Source organism: Paenibacillus sp. J22P165 (genome assembly GCF_059692015.1).
The window spans coordinates 86,150-103,168 of record NZ_JCAUAP010000013.1 but is presented as its reverse complement, the minus strand read 5'-3'; the positions used below and the strand labels follow the sequence as shown (position 1 = coordinate 103,168).

Annotated in this window: 17 protein-coding genes; 16 read left to right on the top strand and 1 reads right to left on the bottom strand. The window is 44.0% G+C overall.

What is annotated here, in order from left to right:
• From AC58QM_RS28590 to AC58QM_RS28555, 8 genes are all read left to right on the top strand, one after another.
• Positions 1–1,461: an alkaline phosphatase family protein gene (locus AC58QM_RS28590; protein ID WP_497288191.1), complete on the top strand. Its 1,461-nt coding sequence runs from the start codon at positions 1–3 to the stop codon at positions 1,459–1,461.
• Positions 1,454–2,203, top strand: coding sequence for a glycosyltransferase family 2 protein (locus tag AC58QM_RS28585; RefSeq protein ID WP_497288190.1), 750 nt, complete (start codon positions 1,454–1,456; stop codon positions 2,201–2,203). The genes AC58QM_RS28590 and AC58QM_RS28585 overlap by 8 nt, the downstream gene beginning before the upstream one ends.
• Complete coding sequence (locus AC58QM_RS28580) at positions 2,200–3,726, top strand: nucleoporin-interacting protein (RefSeq protein ID WP_497288189.1); 1,527 nt, start codon at positions 2,200–2,202, stop codon at positions 3,724–3,726. The genes AC58QM_RS28585 and AC58QM_RS28580 overlap by 4 nt, the downstream gene beginning before the upstream one ends.
• Positions 3,727–3,873: 147 nt before the next feature.
• Entirely contained in the window at positions 3,874–4,920 is a 1,047-nt protein-coding gene (locus AC58QM_RS28575; RefSeq protein ID WP_497288188.1) for a hypothetical protein, read from the top strand.
• Positions 4,921–4,967: 47 nt separating this feature from the next.
• Positions 4,968–6,458 carry a copper amine oxidase N-terminal domain-containing protein gene (locus AC58QM_RS28570; protein ID WP_497288187.1) on the top strand — a complete coding sequence of 497 codons (1,491 nt, stop codon included), beginning with the start codon at positions 4,968–4,970 and terminating at the stop codon, positions 6,456–6,458.
• A gap of 89 nt (positions 6,459–6,547) precedes the next feature.
• On the top strand, positions 6,548–7,471 hold the full coding sequence (locus AC58QM_RS28565) for an FTR1 family iron permease (RefSeq protein WP_497288186.1): 924 nt from the start codon (positions 6,548–6,550) through the stop codon (positions 7,469–7,471).
• A 51-nt stretch (positions 7,472–7,522) separates the two neighbouring features.
• Positions 7,523–8,290 (top strand): Rossmann-fold NAD(P)-binding domain-containing protein, encoded by a 768-nt coding sequence (locus tag AC58QM_RS28560; protein WP_497288185.1) that lies wholly within the window; start codon positions 7,523–7,525, stop codon positions 8,288–8,290.
• A 25-nt stretch (positions 8,291–8,315) separates the two neighbouring features.
• A complete protein-coding gene (locus AC58QM_RS28555) occupies positions 8,316–8,930 on the top strand; it encodes a fumarylacetoacetate hydrolase family protein (protein ID WP_497288184.1) in 615 nt (204 codons plus the stop codon).
• Here the strand turns inward: AC58QM_RS28555 and AC58QM_RS28550 are convergent.
• Positions 8,925–10,514 carry a PucR family transcriptional regulator gene (locus AC58QM_RS28550; RefSeq protein ID WP_497288183.1) on the bottom strand — a complete coding sequence of 530 codons (1,590 nt, stop codon included), beginning with the start codon at positions 10,512–10,514 and terminating at the stop codon, positions 8,925–8,927. The two genes, AC58QM_RS28555 and AC58QM_RS28550, sit on opposite strands and share 6 nt — an antisense overlap.
• 273 nt (positions 10,515–10,787) lie before the next feature.
• Between AC58QM_RS28550 and AC58QM_RS28545 the strand changes: the two genes are divergently transcribed.
• The 8 genes from AC58QM_RS28545 (at position 10,788) to AC58QM_RS28510 (ending at position 17,016) form a co-directional block, all read left to right on the top strand.
• Complete coding sequence (locus tag AC58QM_RS28545; RefSeq protein WP_497288182.1) at positions 10,788–11,666, top strand: substrate-binding periplasmic protein; 879 nt, start codon at positions 10,788–10,790, stop codon at positions 11,664–11,666.
• 31 nt (positions 11,667–11,697) lie between these two features.
• Positions 11,698–12,348 (top strand): amino acid ABC transporter permease, encoded by a 651-nt coding sequence (locus tag AC58QM_RS28540; protein ID WP_436234094.1) that lies wholly within the window; start codon positions 11,698–11,700, stop codon positions 12,346–12,348.
• Positions 12,349–12,360: 12 nt separating this feature from the next.
• Positions 12,361–13,140, top strand: coding sequence for an amino acid ABC transporter ATP-binding protein (locus AC58QM_RS28535; RefSeq protein ID WP_436234095.1), 780 nt, complete (start codon positions 12,361–12,363; stop codon positions 13,138–13,140).
• A 1-nt stretch (position 13,141) separates the two neighbouring features.
• Positions 13,142–14,044 (top strand): nitrilase-related carbon-nitrogen hydrolase, encoded by a 903-nt coding sequence (locus AC58QM_RS28530; RefSeq protein WP_497288181.1) that lies wholly within the window; start codon positions 13,142–13,144, stop codon positions 14,042–14,044.
• 12 nt (positions 14,045–14,056) lie between these two features.
• A complete protein-coding gene (locus tag AC58QM_RS28525; protein WP_497288180.1) occupies positions 14,057–14,830 on the top strand; it encodes a sulfite exporter TauE/SafE family protein in 774 nt (257 codons plus the stop codon).
• Between the two features lie 44 nt (positions 14,831–14,874).
• Entirely contained in the window at positions 14,875–15,342 is a 468-nt protein-coding gene (locus tag AC58QM_RS28520) for a NanQ anomerase/TabA/YiaL family protein (RefSeq protein ID WP_497288179.1), read from the top strand.
• Positions 15,343–15,457: 115 nt separating this feature from the next.
• Positions 15,458–16,000 (top strand): hypothetical protein, encoded by a 543-nt coding sequence (locus AC58QM_RS28515; protein WP_497288178.1) that lies wholly within the window; start codon positions 15,458–15,460, stop codon positions 15,998–16,000.
• A 173-nt stretch (positions 16,001–16,173) separates the two neighbouring features.
• Positions 16,174–17,016 carry an isocitrate lyase/PEP mutase family protein gene (locus AC58QM_RS28510; RefSeq protein ID WP_497288177.1) on the top strand — a complete coding sequence of 281 codons (843 nt, stop codon included), beginning with the start codon at positions 16,174–16,176 and terminating at the stop codon, positions 17,014–17,016.
• The last annotated feature ends 3 nt before the right edge of the window (positions 17,017–17,019 follow it).

The following is a 17,019-nucleotide window of genomic DNA, read 5'->3' as shown; positions in this document are numbered from 1 at the left end:
ATGAAGAAAGCATCATCTTTTGAAATTGTTGCAGCTCGCTGCTGGAACTTATTGAACGAGGGGAAACCTTTTACACCTATCTTCGTGGTTGGCGTTTTCCTGCTTTACCATATCGGCATATGGTCTGATCCTAGCTTTTGGAGTGCGGCAGGTCTAGGACTTCTAGTGACGCTCCCTCTATTTATACTCTATTATTGCTTCGATTTCCCGCTCTTCTTACGCAATTATTTATGGATGCCGCTTATTGCTGCACTTCTGATTTGGGAACGAAATGATTTCTCACTATATGTGCTGGCACTAGGGTTGTTTTTCTTCTTTACGATTTATTTCTGGGGCACGTTCTACTATCACTTAAGAATTGGTACGACATGGTGGAATTTCACACGTTTTTGGAAGCTTGTCCTCAAAAATAGTGACTCGACGAGCGGTAATGCGCAGGAGCAGATGCCTAAGTTTTTGCTGCTGTTGTTCGTATGGAGTCATTATTATCGTCAGTTTGAGGCGGGTGTTTCTGCCGATGTGGGAATGGGGCTGCTATTTGCTGGCGGCTTGTTGATTTACGCATTTATTCTTCACCGCTATTTGTTCGATTGGAAGCCGGCTGAAATTCCTACCTATACACGAGATTCAAGTCCTGTACAAGCGGGAGGAGAAGCACTCAACCAGAAGGTTATCGTAATCGTTGTCGACGGTATGCGCAAAGAGCGGTTTGAGGAAGCACATGCACCATTTATGAAGAAATTGCGAGCAGAAGGCACTGAATATGCGCAAATGGAGACGGTCTATCCGGCTCGAACTGTAGTCTGTTTCTCCTCGATGTTCACTGGAACTTATCCTCGCGAGCACGGGATTCGCTCCAATATGGTGTGGAGGCTAGGCATTCGGGTTGAGAGTATCTTCGATTCCCTGCGTAAAGTGGGGAAAAAAGGGCGTTTGCTGGGGATCGCACACTTAATCGACTCTATGGGAGACGACGTTGAGAGTGTGACGGCCGTCATGCACAACGATGTTGCGGATCGAAACATTATAGAACGAGCTAAGAAGATTATGGCGGAGCAAAATCCAGACTTACTCGTTGCCCAATTGATTGGGGTTGACCAGACGGGGCACAGTCGAGGCGTGCTCTACGATGATTACACGCAAAAGATCGCAGAAGCGGATCAACTCATTGAAGAGTTCGTCGGCTGGCTCGAAGAACGCGGAATGATGGCGAATACGACACTCATCATCTGCGCCGATCACGGGCAGGCAGACGGCATTGGCGGACATGGTCATCTCGACGAAGGCGAGCGTTATGTACCTTTCTTCCTGCACGGTCCTAGTATTGAAGCAGGACGCCGCATTGATGAGAAGCATTCACTCGTATCCATGGCGCCGACGCTGGCTTACCTACTAGGAGCACCCTTCCCGAGCCATAGCCGTGGACCTGTACTAACGGAGGCGATCAAGCATCATGACTAAGAAAAAAATCATCGTTTTCATGCCTGCACATAATGAAGAAGAGAATATCAGCGGGGTCATTGCCCGCGTTCCGAGAGATTTCCACCCGCAGTACGAGGTGGAAGTGCTCGTGATCGACGATGGGTCCAAGGACCGCACCGTCCAAGTTGCACGCGATGCAGGGGCCGACCACATTGTGTCGTTTCCGCACAATCGAGGGCTCGGCGCTGCCGTTCGTGAAGGGCTGAAGCAATGCTGCCAGCTCGGCGGCGACATTGGCATCATGATAGATGCGGATAATGAGTATCCGCCGGAGCAAATCCCTGACGTCCTTGCGCCTATTATTAGCGGGCGCGCGGACTATACCTTTGGCTCACGCTTCAAAGGTCACATTCAAGGGATGAAGCTGCATCGCCGCTTGGGCAACTATACCTTTACATTGCTGCAGGCGATCTTGCTGCGCAGATGGATTTATGACGGCCAGTCAGGGATGCGCGGATTCTCACGCGATGCCATGGAGAACGCCGCCATTATCCATGACTACAACTATGCTCAGGTGCTCACGATTAATCTGGTTCGTCAGGGCTATCGTTTAGAGGAGATTCCGATCTCGTACCAAGTTCGGACCAAGGGTCAATCGTTCATCAAGTTCAGACAGTATGTGTCTTCCGTACTTCCGGCGATTTACAAAGAAATGAGACGTCCCGTCTCCCGCAAGCGCAAGGCTAAAGTCCAGATGCATCGAGATGAACCGAGCATATGATACGCAACGCGTTTGTAATGGCGCTTTTTGCAGCTGCGGTTATTGCCAGTGTGACCTGCCTTAGTCTGCTATATGCAAGTCCTTATGTGCGCACATGGGACGAGGTGGACTTCACGCTGGCTCTGCATCGGTATGATTTACTGGCCATGCAGCCTCATTTTCCTGGATATCCCTACTTTATTCTGGGTGGTTGGTTTATTAACCAATGGATGAATGATCCCGCTATAGCTTTATCCGTCTTCAATACCTTAGCGGCATTAAGCTCCGCGATTCCTATGTTTTTATTAGCACATCGACTGACGGGCAGCGGCATTAAGAGCCTTTTGCTGCCTGCACTCGTATTAAGCAGCCCCTACATATGGCTCATGTCCTCGCGTCCCATGTCGGAATGCGCAGGGATGGCCATGCTGTGGTGGTTTCTTTGGAGTATCCGCTTTGCGATGGATCGTCCTCATTCCGTGCTACGACACGGGCTTGCGCTGTTGATGTTTAGCTTTTTAATGGGCATACGCTTATCCTTCTTTCCTTACGGTTTAGCCTTAGTTCCTCTCTGGTATTCGCTTTGGCAGCAGGGGGCAACCCGTTGGAGGGGATGGTTCCGAATAGGAGGGTCAGTTCTGACAGCAGGGCTGTTTCAATTGATCTGGGTAGCTGGCTTGGTACTTTCCGAAGGAAATGTGGCTGGCTTCTGGAAGCTGTCCCTAGCTTTTGTAGAGGGGCATTTCTCTGAGTGGGGCGGTGGTGTGATCTCAACGTCAATGCCATTGGGAGATAGAATCATCCAGTTATTCGGGCATAACTTGCTGGGGGCAGCTTTATTTGGCGGTTCCTTTCTCATTGGCTTGTCTTTTACCATTCTGCTAGTTGTCGCTTCAGTGGTGCGGAGATTCGTTGCAGTTCCTAAGCATGAGAAAGAGAACAAGCGCTATCTATTCTGGATGGTCGGCTGTGCTGTTGTGTATACCCTGTGGGCGTTAGTAGGTCAAAATATTGAAAAACCACGGCATATCGTGCCTGTCGTTGCGCCAGCCTTACTATGCTTATTTGTTTATTTGATACAAATGGCAAATGCGGTGAAGGCATCTGAACATATGACGACTCTGCAAAAGATTACACCTAAGCTCATGTATCTTCTCCTAGCAGGTCTCTTGTCTATCCAGCTATTCTACGGCTCGCAGCTATTGAAAAGGCAGGCGCTAGACGAACCGGCAGTCTATCAACTGCATGACTATCTAAGCAGCTTGAAGGAACCTCTCATCCTGTTTACTTGGGAAGAGACAAGAGTCCTTCAGTACTTGCAAGCTGACTATCAACATGAGCGCATTTATACGTATGGGTATTTTCAGTCCCTGGCGAGTGCCAATTCTGATCGTCGGGTATTCCTAACAGATCATGTCGTGAAAGGATTTGCACAGCAAGGCAAATCGGTTGATGCACATCTGAAGAAGGTTGCTGAGTTTACTTCAGATCCACTGTTTGATCCTGCCTATGGGCACGTCATTCTATTCGAGTGGATTCGCTAGTTGTCATTGCAATCCAAATGTAAAATATTTATGAAGAATATGTAAAATAACAATGATGGCTTTGTTAAATAATGGTTGACAGTTCTCTGGACAATGATTATCATTATCAATGACATTGAGAATCAAATTCATAACAGAGGTGAAGATATGAAAAGATGGCTACTAGCCGGATTAACTTTAGTTCTCGCGGCATTATTAATCCTGCCGACTTCCGCGCTGGCCTATTCTTACGGTGACGCCAATACCGAGGATGTCGCTGAAACTTTTAAACTGGTGCAAGCCAGTATAGGAGATGGAGCGAATGATTGGGGAGCTGCTGAAGGTGCTTATAAAGAAAGAAGAGCAGAACTAGTAGCGCATTTTGGTGAGGAAGTAGGTACCACATTAGATGCTAATTTTAAGTCGAAAGACAATAAATTAGTCATTTCTAATTTCAAAGCTGTCTTAGTTATGAACTTAGATCGTCGGTTTACTTATGCGCAACAAGGAATTGATGACTATGCGGGAGCAAAGCTTTTATTAGCCAAAGCTAAGGCAACCTATGATACCCTAGAGCCTTACATAGGATCGGGCAAAGTGGAAATTGATAAGTCATTTGACGCTGCGCTTGATGCATTAGGTAATCCAGGATTGTTCGGCGTTGGGAAGAAGCCAGTGCAGCCTGCTGTATTTAAGGAGAAAGTTGATTTTATCTTTGGAAAGGTAAAGCCGCTATTCCCTTATAAAGCTTACAGTGCACCAGCACCAGTTGCCACAAGTACGCCGGCACCTACCGTTAAGCCAGTAGAGACGACTAAGACAGAACCCATTGTGAAGGTTGAAGTTAGTCCTAAGCAAGAACAGCCTGCCGCAACGACAGATGCCAAACCAGCAGAGACGAAAGCGCCAGACGCAGCGGCAACAGTTGCAACAAATTCTCCTGAGCCGTCTGCATCAGCATCAGCAAGTCCGAGTCCTAGCCCATCACCAACAGCTGAAGCAGTTAAGCCTACTGCAACAGTAGAAGCACCCGCTAAAGCAACGGAAACTGCTAGCGCAGCTGTGAAGGCTGAGCCTGTGAAAGAAGCAGCCGCTCATGCGCCTATGCAGCGCTCTGACAAAACGAATCCTTGGGTCAGCGTCTCCGTGATTGGTGGAGTTATCGTTATTCTGGGTGGGGCCGTATGGTTCGCTCGCAAAAGAAAGTGGATTTAACCGTTAGGTCGACCCAAAAATTGAGATGAATAGAGGAGAAAATTATCATGCGTAAATTTTTATCTGTCATATTAAGTGCTTCAATCGCTCTATCTAGTGTTGTTACTGTTTCATCCGTTGCTTTTGCAGAAACGAAATTCCAAATCAAAGAAGATCAAACGATCTCCGCTAGCCTTAAATCATTCACAGATATTAAAGCACTTTTCACAGATAAAACCGATAAAGCCGTTCTTGCTGATATTAAGAAATTATATGTAGATAAATTTCAAACCGATGTTAAACGTCTGGATGTTAACATCAAAGCGGATGATCCTAAAATGGATGCTAACATCTTGCTTATTTTGGATGCTGCCATTAAAGGTGACTTGCCTGTTGGTCCAGCAAAAGAAGCAATTGATAAAGGTTTGCAATGGTATTACTTCTTCGCACTTCGTGATTTGATGAGCAACCAAGTACGTCCTGCTTTGACGAAAGGTGATGTTGCCGGAGCAACGGCTGCTTTTGATAAAGTGGTTCAAATTTATGAAGGAGCTCTACAACCTAATGTTGTAAAACGTGATACGAAGTATAGCTTGAACATGGTTCCACTTTTGAAAACGACAATTGAATTGATCCAAAAAGATATCAAAGACAACAACGTAAATGACTTTAACTTCCACCGTCAAATTCTTGACAAAACATTGATTAAAAACTACGCACTTGCAACATATACATACGCTGAAAATGTTGGATTAGCTGCTGCAGCTGACCAATCCAAAGCAATCACTGAAGGATATTTCCTCTTCATGCCAGTTTACACGTACCTCAAAGGTGGAAGTCCAGCTGACGCTGATTTAGTAAAGAATGCATTCGCTTCAGGCGATGCTAGCAAAATCAAACAAGCTGAAATCGGCGATGCCCTTCAACGTACGATGATCGGTAAAGTATCGGAATACCTTAACCAAATTCTAGTTAAACAAGAAGCTGGTGACCTTCAAGGTGCACGTGGATATGTTGCTGAAGGTACCATGTTCCTTGCTAGCCAAGAAGTGTTCTTGGGTAAAGAGAAATTTGCAGCTGCAAGTGTTGCTGCTACGAAGTTAACAGAAGCTGTTGATAAATCCGATGCTGCAGCTACAAACGCATCAATCTTTGAAATCGTAAAATTCCTTGTTGACAAAGATGGTTCGAGCTTAAAAGTTGGCGACAAAGGTTATAAAGTAAATGGCGCTGCTTTCACTGCAGAGAATGCTCCGTTCGTTAATCAAGAAAGTGGCCGTACTTTAGTGCCGGTTCGTGTAATTGCACAAGCGATTAATGCGCAAGTTGAATGGGTTGAAGCAACGCAAACGATCGTGATCACGAAAGATGGCAAGAAAACAGAAATCAAAGCTGGATCCGATCAAGTTGTTGAAAATGGTAAAGTGAATGAGAAGATTAAATTGGATCAACCAGTTGTTCTTCAAAACGGTAGTTCTTTCATCCCATTACGTGCAGTAGCTGAGTTGTTCAGTTATGGCGTATTCTATCAAAATGGTGAGATCATCATTCTTCGTTAATCATTTCGTTCAGAAGGGAGACACTTGTGCTGTATTAGCACAAGTGTTTTTCAATGTTCAGATACAAGGTAGAGAACAGGAGGCAGATCATGGATTTACAGGCATTTCTCATTACGTTTCGCGAAGCACTGGAAGCCATTCTCATTGTAGGTGTCATCCTTACTTATTTGACTCGTATTGATGCGATCCATTGGCATAAATGGGTATGGGTTGGTGTGTTTTTCGCCATAGTTGTCAGTTACGGCTTGGCTCTTGCCTTCCAGGTTTTATTAACTGGTTTTGCTAGTATGGGTAGTCAGAATTATTTGAAGATCGGGATTATGCTCGTCTCATCTGGTTTATTGACACATATGATTATGTTCATGGGGAAGCAAAGCAGTGAGATGCAAGGCAAGGTTCAGAGTAAGGTTGCTCATATTTTGACCATTGGCGGAGCCATTAATATGGTAGTTCATTCCTTCTTGGTTGTTGTGCGCGAAGGCGTGGAGACGGTATTCTTCTTCGCTGCGATTACGGGTGGCGACATTCAGAAAGCGCTTGAAAGCTGGGGAGCTTTATTCGGTCTAGTGCTAGCCGCAGTGGTAGGTCTTCTCTTTTTCAAAGGTACGAAGAAAATTCGTTTAAGTACTTTCTTTCGCATAACTGCCGTATTCCTGATGATGATTTCAGCTGGACTGTTTGTTCAGGCGATTGGGATTATGCAGGATTTAGGGATCATAGGCAGTCTATATCGAACAGCTGGTCACCAGATTGGTGAAATTTACAATATTACAGCCTTTATGCCAGAACATCCTATTGACGGCGTACAATATCTGCGTGATTATGGGAAAGAGCCGCTTATTAACGGTCAAGTCGGTATTTTCTTTAAAGCATTCCTTGGGTATACACAGAATCCTTCGCTGGAAGAATTTGTTGGTTACTGGGGATACTACTTCTTAGTGTTCATCCTGTTGGCTGTACAGAAGAAGCGTCAGGAAAAGGAACATACCCAGGAAGATAAGGTGGCTGCTTAACACATGGGGGAAAAACTTTTTGACTGAAGATCAACTTGAGGAGCATGGATAATGATGAAGATAGGAATTGTTGGATATGGCCATGTAGGCAAAGCGATTCATGCTTTATTTCCCAAGGCTGCTGTATATGATGGACCTCTTCAGATTGGAAGCAAAGATGAGGTGAACGCATGTGATATGGCATTCGTCTGTGTTCCGACACCTTCGCTTCCAAGCGGCAAATGCGATACGTCCATAGTGGAAGAAGTACTCTTATGGCTGACAGCTAAAGTCATCGTCATACGTTCGACCATTCCTGTGGGTTTTACGGATGAAATGAAGGAACGAACAGGGAAGAGAATCGTGTTCCAGCCGGAATATTACGGGGAAACGGTGGATCACCACTTCGCGGACCTGCGTCACCGCACATGGCTTACTTTGGGCGGTGCATCAGCAGATGCAAGCCTTGTGGTTCGTGCGTATCAACAGGTGTATAACGCTGAAGTGAGAATTCGGCTGACGGATGCCCGTACAGCAGAAATGGCGAAGTACATGGAGAACTGCTTCCTGGCGCTGAAGGTGTCGTTTTGCAACGAATTCTACGATATCGCCGGCGCTCACGGCATTGACTACAATGAACTGCGTGAAGTGTGGTTGGAGGACCCTCGCATTGGGCGAAGTCATACGTTCGTCTATGAGGATAACCGTGGCTATGGAGGCAAATGTCTGCCTAAGGATGTTCACGCACTCATCAGCATGGCGGAGGATAAGGACGTGAATGTGGATTTAATGAGATCGGTCCAACAGAAGAATAGTCGACTGAGGGATTTGACGGACTAGAAAAATAAAGGAGGCGTCTCATCTCATGAATATCCAAGCGTATCTGAATGAAACACGCAAAATTATTGGTGTGGGACCAAACTTCAAAGCTTTTCGCGCTCAAAAAGGGATCACCCATGAGGAGGATCCCTTTCTCTTTATCAAGTCTCCGCAAAGCTTAACAGTAGAATCGGATATTTATTTGCCACCGCAGCTTACGGAGTTTATCTGTGAGGTGGAGATGGCGGTTATTATCGGCCAAGAAGCCAGAAATATTGCAGAAGAGGATGTGCCGTCCATTGTTGCGGGCTATGCAATTGCCAATGACATTACGGCGAGCGCGCATTTTGATACAGGTAGATTTAAAATGTTTGATCAGATGACTCCGATTGGCCCGATGGTTTCCCTCATTGATCCGCATCAGGTGGATTTGGAAATGTGGGTAAACGGCACGTTGATACAAAAAGATAATACTGCGAATCTTTTATTCTCTGCCAATTGGTTGATTTCACATATCTCGCGTATGACTACTTTGTGTAAAGGGGATATCATTCTATCCGGAACGCCGTCCAATCCAATGACTTGTCAAATTGGCGATGTCGTTGAGATGAAGAGTCCGCAGTTAGGCAACCATAAATTTACGATTCAGAAGGAACTATGAACCCATCATAGTTCCTTTTTTTGTGGAGAAAGCGAATACTTTTACCGCCATTTGCAATTGAAAACGAATATCAGGGTCTTTCAAATCAACCCCTAATAAGTTTTGAACCTTTTCTAGTCGATAGACAATAGAGTTGTAATGGCAGAAGGAAGCTTTTGCTGTTTCCTTAATGTTTCCTCCGAATTGCAAATAGGTAATTAACGTATCAACGAGCTTGGCGTTATTCTCTTTATCGAAAGCGTATAGGGGTTGGATGTATTGAAACAATTGCTTTTTGATGGACTCTTGATCGGATAGCACATGAACAATTGGATACATACCGAGTTGGTCGTAGTAACACAGCGGTTCATTGGGTTGAATGAAGTCCCAGAGTTCAAGTGCAGTTACGGTTTCTTTATATCCTTCATGAATATCAGATAGTCCCTTCGAACTGCTAATGCCAAGGCGAATGTTGGGTTGTTTCAAGCACTTATGGAGCTCCGATTGGAGTTTCAGATAAGCATTTTTCTGATTAGCCAGAGGCTTTGGAATAAGGAAAACCCATTCATTCCCCATGGAAAGCAAAATGATGCCTTGGAGGATACAGTAACCTTTTATACTCATGAGTTCTCGTGATGAGAAAGGAGGAAGTGGTGAGGTGAGACAAACGTTGTATCCCGTTTGCAGCTGAAGTCCGCATGAGGCTGCTTGTAGCGCTATGGCCTGCGGATCGGTGATCTCACCGAGAATCCAGGTTTTGAGAAAAAGATCTTTCTGATTATCCTCTAAGCTGCGCAGTGAATTTTGTTTGCTTAGGTGAAGGGTTAGTAAGTTAACCGTATGTTGAAGTAGGAACTGAAGAGATTCCCATTCCCCGTCCGTACATCCCCAACAAACAAAGTAAGCCATCGTTTCGTTATTTTTCTCAATTGGTAAGTAAATTGTAGTTGTATCATCGTTTAGCCAATAAGAAGGAAGCGCTGTGGTAGAAGAATGCAGCGTAACAGGTCGAAGATGCAGAGCATCTGGCCATTCTTTCTTGAATGCTGCATCTGTGGTATACATGTCAGATTCATAGGTAATCAAGGCAGCTTGCAAACCGGTACTCTTGGAAAACGTCTCAAGAAAGGTTTTGCTGTTCTCCCCCATTATTAGTGTGCTGGTTAGTAATTGTATTTTATGGTGTTGTTCCATGAGCCAATTCGATTTCTGGTTGAGAATTTCTTCAAGCACTTCTGAAATGGTTTGTGAATAGCCAATTTGATAAGCCAGTTCCAAGATGGGCAGCCCATATTCATTAGAGAGGGAGACCATTTCATCTGGAACTGTTTCAAGATAACGTTTGGTCTTAATGCCAATAGCAGCTATTCCTGTCGCAGCAAGTTTGGGGATTAACTCATTCTGGGCATTCGGGTTGTCTTTAATCGAGTATGCGGTTGTAAGGAGGAGATCGCCATGTCTGACCCAGTTGAAAACATCCGGTACTTCCATTACATTCACATTGGTAATGCGGCGGTTTAAGCCGTTGGCGCCACTAATGATGGGATCCTCTCCAAATAGAAAAGGTTTATGAGCGATTAATTCATTCACACTAATACCATTCATGGCATAACCTCCTCAGTTATTATGTTAATAAACCTAACATAAAATAAAGGTCGAGGAAAGAACTAATTTAGTAGAAAACACTAATGAAATGTCTTGTATAGGAAGGAATAGTAGAATGTATCGTTGAATATTACCATGGAGAGTGCAGTTTCTTTGTGAAATGTTCACAAAAGGGCCATGGTAGATTTGTGAAACGACTCCAATGTAAAGTTGATTAACGTGATATATAATCTAACATATAAAGACAATATACATTACGGGGAGCTGGGGAAAATGAAACATGCTAAATGGATGAGTAAGGGTTTGGTTATTGCGTCACTTTTATTAGTTAGCGCTTGTGGAACCAAAGCAACGACGACAGGTACAACGGCTAAGCCTGCTGATCAGTCAGTAGCATCAACAACACCAGCAGTGGCTGCAACAAGTGCGCCTGCAACATCAGCAACGGTTCAGCAAATTAAAAAGAACGGCAAGCTCGTGATTGGAACAAGTGGAAACTTCCGTCCAATGACCTTCATGAATGAACAAAGCCAGATCACAGGACTAGATATCGACATCGGTACAATGATTGCGGAGAAGCTTGGCGTCAAGGTTGAGTTCGTGCCAGGAAATATCTCGGGCTTAATTCCGGGTCTCGTAGCAGGAAAATTCGATCTCGTAATGTCAGCCCTTTCGGAAACGGATGAGAGAAAGAAAAGTATTGATTTCTCCATTCCTTATGGAAAAGACGGCACGGTAGCGGTGACATTGAAAGATAGCACGAAAGTAGAGGATGTGACGAAGTTAAGCGGTCTGATTACGGGGGTTATTGGCGGATCGGCGACACATACCGTTATTAAGGAATTCGGAGGCTTCAAAGAGCTGAAGGAATACCCAGGGAATGCGGAAGCATTCACAGATCTAAAAGCAGGCCGAATAGATCTCTACGCAGTTGGTAACATTGCTGCGAATGATTACATCAAGAATGATAAGAGTGATAAACCACTTAAATTAGTCGGTAAAGTAGCGGCAGTGAAGAATATGGGTGTGGGTATGCGTAAAGAAGAACCGGAATTAAAAGCAATCATTAATAGTCTGATAGATGAGAAAATGAAGGACGGAACCATTGATAAGCTGGCAACCAAATGGGTAGGGGCACCACTTCCTAAGTAATCAAAAAATAAGTAGAAAATGAGTGATTGGCATGGACTGGGAAATTGTATCCAATTATATGCCCCTCTACCTTGAGGGAGCGCTGACGACTTTCAAAATCTCCATACTAGCCATCTTGTGCGCTACAATACTTGGCTACTTTATTGCTCTCATGAGACTTTCCAGTATTAGTGTGGTACGCGGCATTGCTTTCGTGTATGTATGGGTGTTCCGAGGAACACCGTTAATGCTTACGTTATTCTGGTTGTATTATGCAACACCATTCGGTCTCAAGCTTCCTGCGTTTATCGCAGGGCTTGCGGCCATGTCGATCAATTCCGCTTCCTTTAAGTCGGAAATTATTCGAGCAGGCATTATGTCTGTAGATCGAGGTCAATTAGAGGCAGCGGATTCGATCGGGATGAACCCTTTTCAGAAGATGATTCGCATCACCATCCCGCAAGCAATTAGACTGCTAACGCCGCCTTATATTAATAACTGTGTCATTATGCTGAAAGAGTCAGCTATCGTTTCAATTGTTACCGTGCCGGATTTAATGCTTGGTGCACAACGAGCTTATAACAGTACATACAGTGTCATCGAGACGCTGGGTGTGGCAGGCGTTATTTACTTAACCATGACCAGTTCGATTATGTTGCTGCAATTTTTCATCGAAAAGAAGCTACGTATTGCTAAGAGGTAGGAGGCATGAGATATGATTCATATTCGTGGACTAAATAAGCAGTTTCAGTCAAAAAAGGTATTGGACCAAATTAATCTTGAAATTCGTGAGGGTGAAGTAGTCTCGATTATTGGCCCAAGTGGTGCTGGAAAAAGTACGTTACTCCGCTGCATGAACTTGCTGGAGGTGCCAACCTCCGGGGAGATTTATGTAGATACGCGCAAAGCGGAATATAAGACGAATGCCCGCGGTCGTTTAACGCTGCAATCGTATATGAAATTGACATGGCTTCGTTCCGAAGTCAGTATGGTCTTTCAGCAATTTAATTTATGGCCCAATAAAACCGTGCTCGATAACGTAACAGAAGGCCCGCGTATAGTGAAGAAAGTGCCTCGTAAAGAAGCAGAAGCCAAAGCGATTAAGCTCCTTGAAAAGGTCGGCTTGCAAGAGAAAATTAATGAGTATCCGGCCAATTTATCGGGTGGTCAACAACAGCGAGTAGCGATAGCAAGAGCTTTGGCCATGGAACCGAAGGTTATTTTGTTCGACGAACCGACATCTGCACTAGACCCTGAATTGGTCCACGAGGTGCTCGATATTATGGTCAAACTGGCCAAAGAAGGCATGACGATGGTTGTTGTGACACATGAGATGAACTTTGCTCGTAACGTATCTGATCGTGTTCTTTTTATGGAGGATGGTCAAATTACGATGAGCGGGAAACCAGATGAGGTCTTCCATATGAAAAATGCACGGATGAATCAATTCATGCGTAAGATCACCCATGAGGTCGAACTGAGAGGAGTTAACTAAGATGAAGATTGCCAGCAGCCAGTTTCGGGCCAAAAAATTAAGATCAATGAAAGACTTTGAGGATCATGTTCGTTGGCACGTTGAATCAGCCGTAGCAGAAGGGGCAGAGCTGCTCCTATTGCCTGAGTTTTTCGCGATTGAGCTGCTCACCTTGCACCATTTTGATATTAAAAGTACGGAAGATGTTACGAAAGTTTTCGAGTGGTTTGGCAAGGAGTATACAGCAGCGATCAAACAATTATGTGCCAATTTGGCCAAAGAGTATCAAATTACACTTGCTGCTGGGACGCATTTTGCGTATCAGCCAGATCGTAAATGCTATTACAACACAGCTTATGTCTTTACGGCTAGTGGTGCTGTATTCGAACAGAACAAGATCCATCCCTCCTATGAAATGGTGTATAACAAAGAATTGACCACGCCTGGCGATAAGCTGGATGTTTTCGAAATAAATGGTGTGACCTATGGCATTTCCATCTGCTATGATAATTCTTTTCCTGAAGTAGCACGTATCCTTAGTCAAATGGGTGCAGATATTATCCTGGCGCCAACCTGTTGTCTCGATGAGTGGGGGCAAAGTCGTAATATCCTGTTCGCGCAAGCAAGAGCTTCTGAGAATCAGGTATACGTTGTGAATAGTCACATGATCGGATCGATTCCGTTTCCAACGCATATTCCTTACGGATTTACATTCACGGGCAAAAGTGGCATTTATTCACCGATTCAACCGATGATTGGTACTCCAAATGCGATTGTCAGACAAGGAGAAGCAAATGTAGAAATGGTCGTAGTCGGTGATATTAATTTAGACTACCTGAAGTACATTAGAAAAAACGGACATAATCGGAACCGTACGGATATGCGACCTTCTTTCTATCAGCAATACGCCTTTCAAACAACCTGAATGAGAAAGTAGTTGGCGAATGTGGACATTCTAGCAACCATGCTTATAATGGGGATGATCTTAGGCTTTGCTGGGACGGGGGGCTCTGGTTTTATTATTGGGATTCTCCTAGCCGTGTTCCATGTCCCTGTTCATACGGCACTTGGGACTTCAATTGCGGCGATGGTATTTACAACTTTATCCGGTTCGATCAGTCATTTCCGAGAAGGGAATGCTAGGCTTCGATCAGGACTCATTATCGGGGCGTTCGGGGCTGGTGGCGCGTATGCAGGGACATTCGTGGCTCGCACGATTGCAGCCGATCAGCTGATTTGGCTGACTAGCGGTATGTTGTTCGTTTCAGGGCTCCTTATTTGGCTTCGGACTAGCAAGGTGTTCTCTTCGAAAGAGCGGGTACTTGTAGAGGAAGCTGTTGAGTTAAAGAGAGTAAGATTCTGGATTTTAGCCGCGCTGACAGGACTCATTACGGGTTCACTATCTGGTATATTCGGGATTGGTTCTACCCCATTTATTCAACTGGCGCTGCTCATTCTATTCGGTTTCCCACTCCGTCAGGCGGTGGGAACGACAATGGTCGTTATTCTACCAATCGCTTTGTTCGGGTCTATTGGGTTTTTCCAAGCTGGTTTTCTGGACTTTGTATTACTCTCTCAAGTCGTTGCAGGGACGATGATTGGCTCTTATATTGGGGCTAAATTTACGAAGAGAGCTCCGAAGCTGCTTCTACGCTCTGCGATGATCATGACACCGATAGCAGGATCGTTATTGATGCTAGTGAAAACATAAGTGCGAGATTTGGAAACTGCCATGTTGGCTAGGAGGATCTGAAATTGATCATAGGGGATTTCCGCAAGTGGCCGGAGGAAAAATGGGTATACTCGGAACGGCTTGCGCAGCATTTGGATTATCTCTATTCATGTTCGTTTGATGAAATTGAGGATGGGGTATATCCGGTGGGAGAAGACGGTACTTATCTAGTTGTGAAAACGAAGGCAACGATTCCATTCTCAGAAGCATTGCCAGAGCGGCATCAACGATACATGGATATTCACTATATACTTGGTGGATCGGAGACCATAGGGTTTGCTCGAGATTGTGAGAAGAATCAACCGGTCGAGGTGAGTCCGGCCATTGATGATCATACCTTTTTCCACGGGGTAGAACATGAGATGGAACTGACTCTTTATCCAGGGCAATTTGCGATCTTTACACCTTTGGATGTGCATAGACCTTGGTGCAAGGGGATTGGGACGGAATTTGTAAGAAAGGCTTTGTTGAAGGTGTCAGTCGGGCCCTAAGAGAAAAAAGTTTGAGGACGAAAAGTTATTGTACTATAATAGTTTATATGGTAATATATGGATTGCGATTAAGGGGCATTCCCATATTAATTAAAAATAGGAGTTACTATCCAAGATGAAACACAATAAACTATTATATAGTACATTTTTGTTGCTCACTGCGGGAGCTATCACTGTAGGTTTTGTTGCCGTAAATAAAGAAAAAGTAAGTGTAAATATAGTCGTACAGCCTAAGCAGATCACTCCGTCGTATATTGATAAGGTGGCTCTTACTTTGGGAAGCCCACCTGCTGAGGAACCTACTTTTACAGCAATCAAGGGTGCTACAATACCTAATGATACAGCCTTACAAGGTGCTATGTTAAACCAGATTATGAATTGTAATGGTCAAGGTTCCGCTTCGTTAACATATAAAGCAAATACTGATGGTAATAAGGAGAAAGTCCGGTTTTATGTTCATAATATAGGAGAGAAAAAGTTCTATTTCAGACTCAAATCCCCTGAAGGAAACAATTGGATAAAAACTGCAGTTGAAGCAGATACAGTCTTTGTAGGCGAGATGCAGTGGGGAATAGCGCAAGAAGGTTTGTGGAACTTTGATTTAAGCAATGATGATGGGTCAGTTATTTCTGTTAAGATAATATCTGAGAAAGTTTAAGCTAAAAGAGCGCTATAGTTGAATGACGAAGCTGCCGACACGATCGGTAGCTTTATTACGTTAAGTGGCAGAATTGCGAATTACAAAGTAATTAATTCCATTCCAGGTTAATATCGATTTGTGAATATAATATAATATGAAAAATACTGACAGTGAAAATAGGAGGAAATAGGATGAGTCATCAAAATCGAATGGAGAAATATCGCACCTTTCAGCAGTTACATAGTCAACCTTTTACTTTTGTATTACCAAATGCATGGGATGCTAGTAGTGCTAAAGTCTTTGAGGGCAGCGGATTTAAAGCCATAGGTACAACTAGTGCAGGAATAGCTATGTCTTTAGGTTATATAGACGGGGAAAACATTTCATTTGAGCAGATGTTAGAAGTTATAAGAATAATTGTTCAATCTGTAAATATCCCTGTGAGTGCTGATATTGAAGCAGGATATGGAAAGACTGTCGAAGAAGTGGTAGAAAATGTGAGAAAACTTATTTATGCAGGAGTTGTTGGAATTAATCTTGAAGATGCGACAGGAAATCCAAATGATCCTATTTTAGATACTGCTCTACATGCTGAAAAAATAGCTGCAATTAGACAACTATCACAGTCAATAGATATGCCTTTATTTATCAATGCACGTACTGATCTGTATTGGTTAAACATCGGTGATTCAAAGGATAGACTTCAAACTGCAATTGCTCGCGCAAAGGCTTATCAAAAGGCAGGTGCAGACTGTATCTTTATTCCTGGTGTTCAAAATATAGAAACGATTAAAATGCTTAGACAAGAAATTTTTAGTCCCATTAACTTGTTAGTAAGCCCAGCAATGCCTACTTTGGACGAATTATCTGAAATGGGAATTGAGAGAGTGAGTACTGGATCTGCACCTTTTAGAGCTACAATCACATTGCTGAGAAAAATGAGTGAAGATGTAATCTATCATGGTAATTTTCAGAGAATGTCCGACGACGTAATCAGCTATGCTGAAATTACTGAATTATTAAAATCAAACTAATTT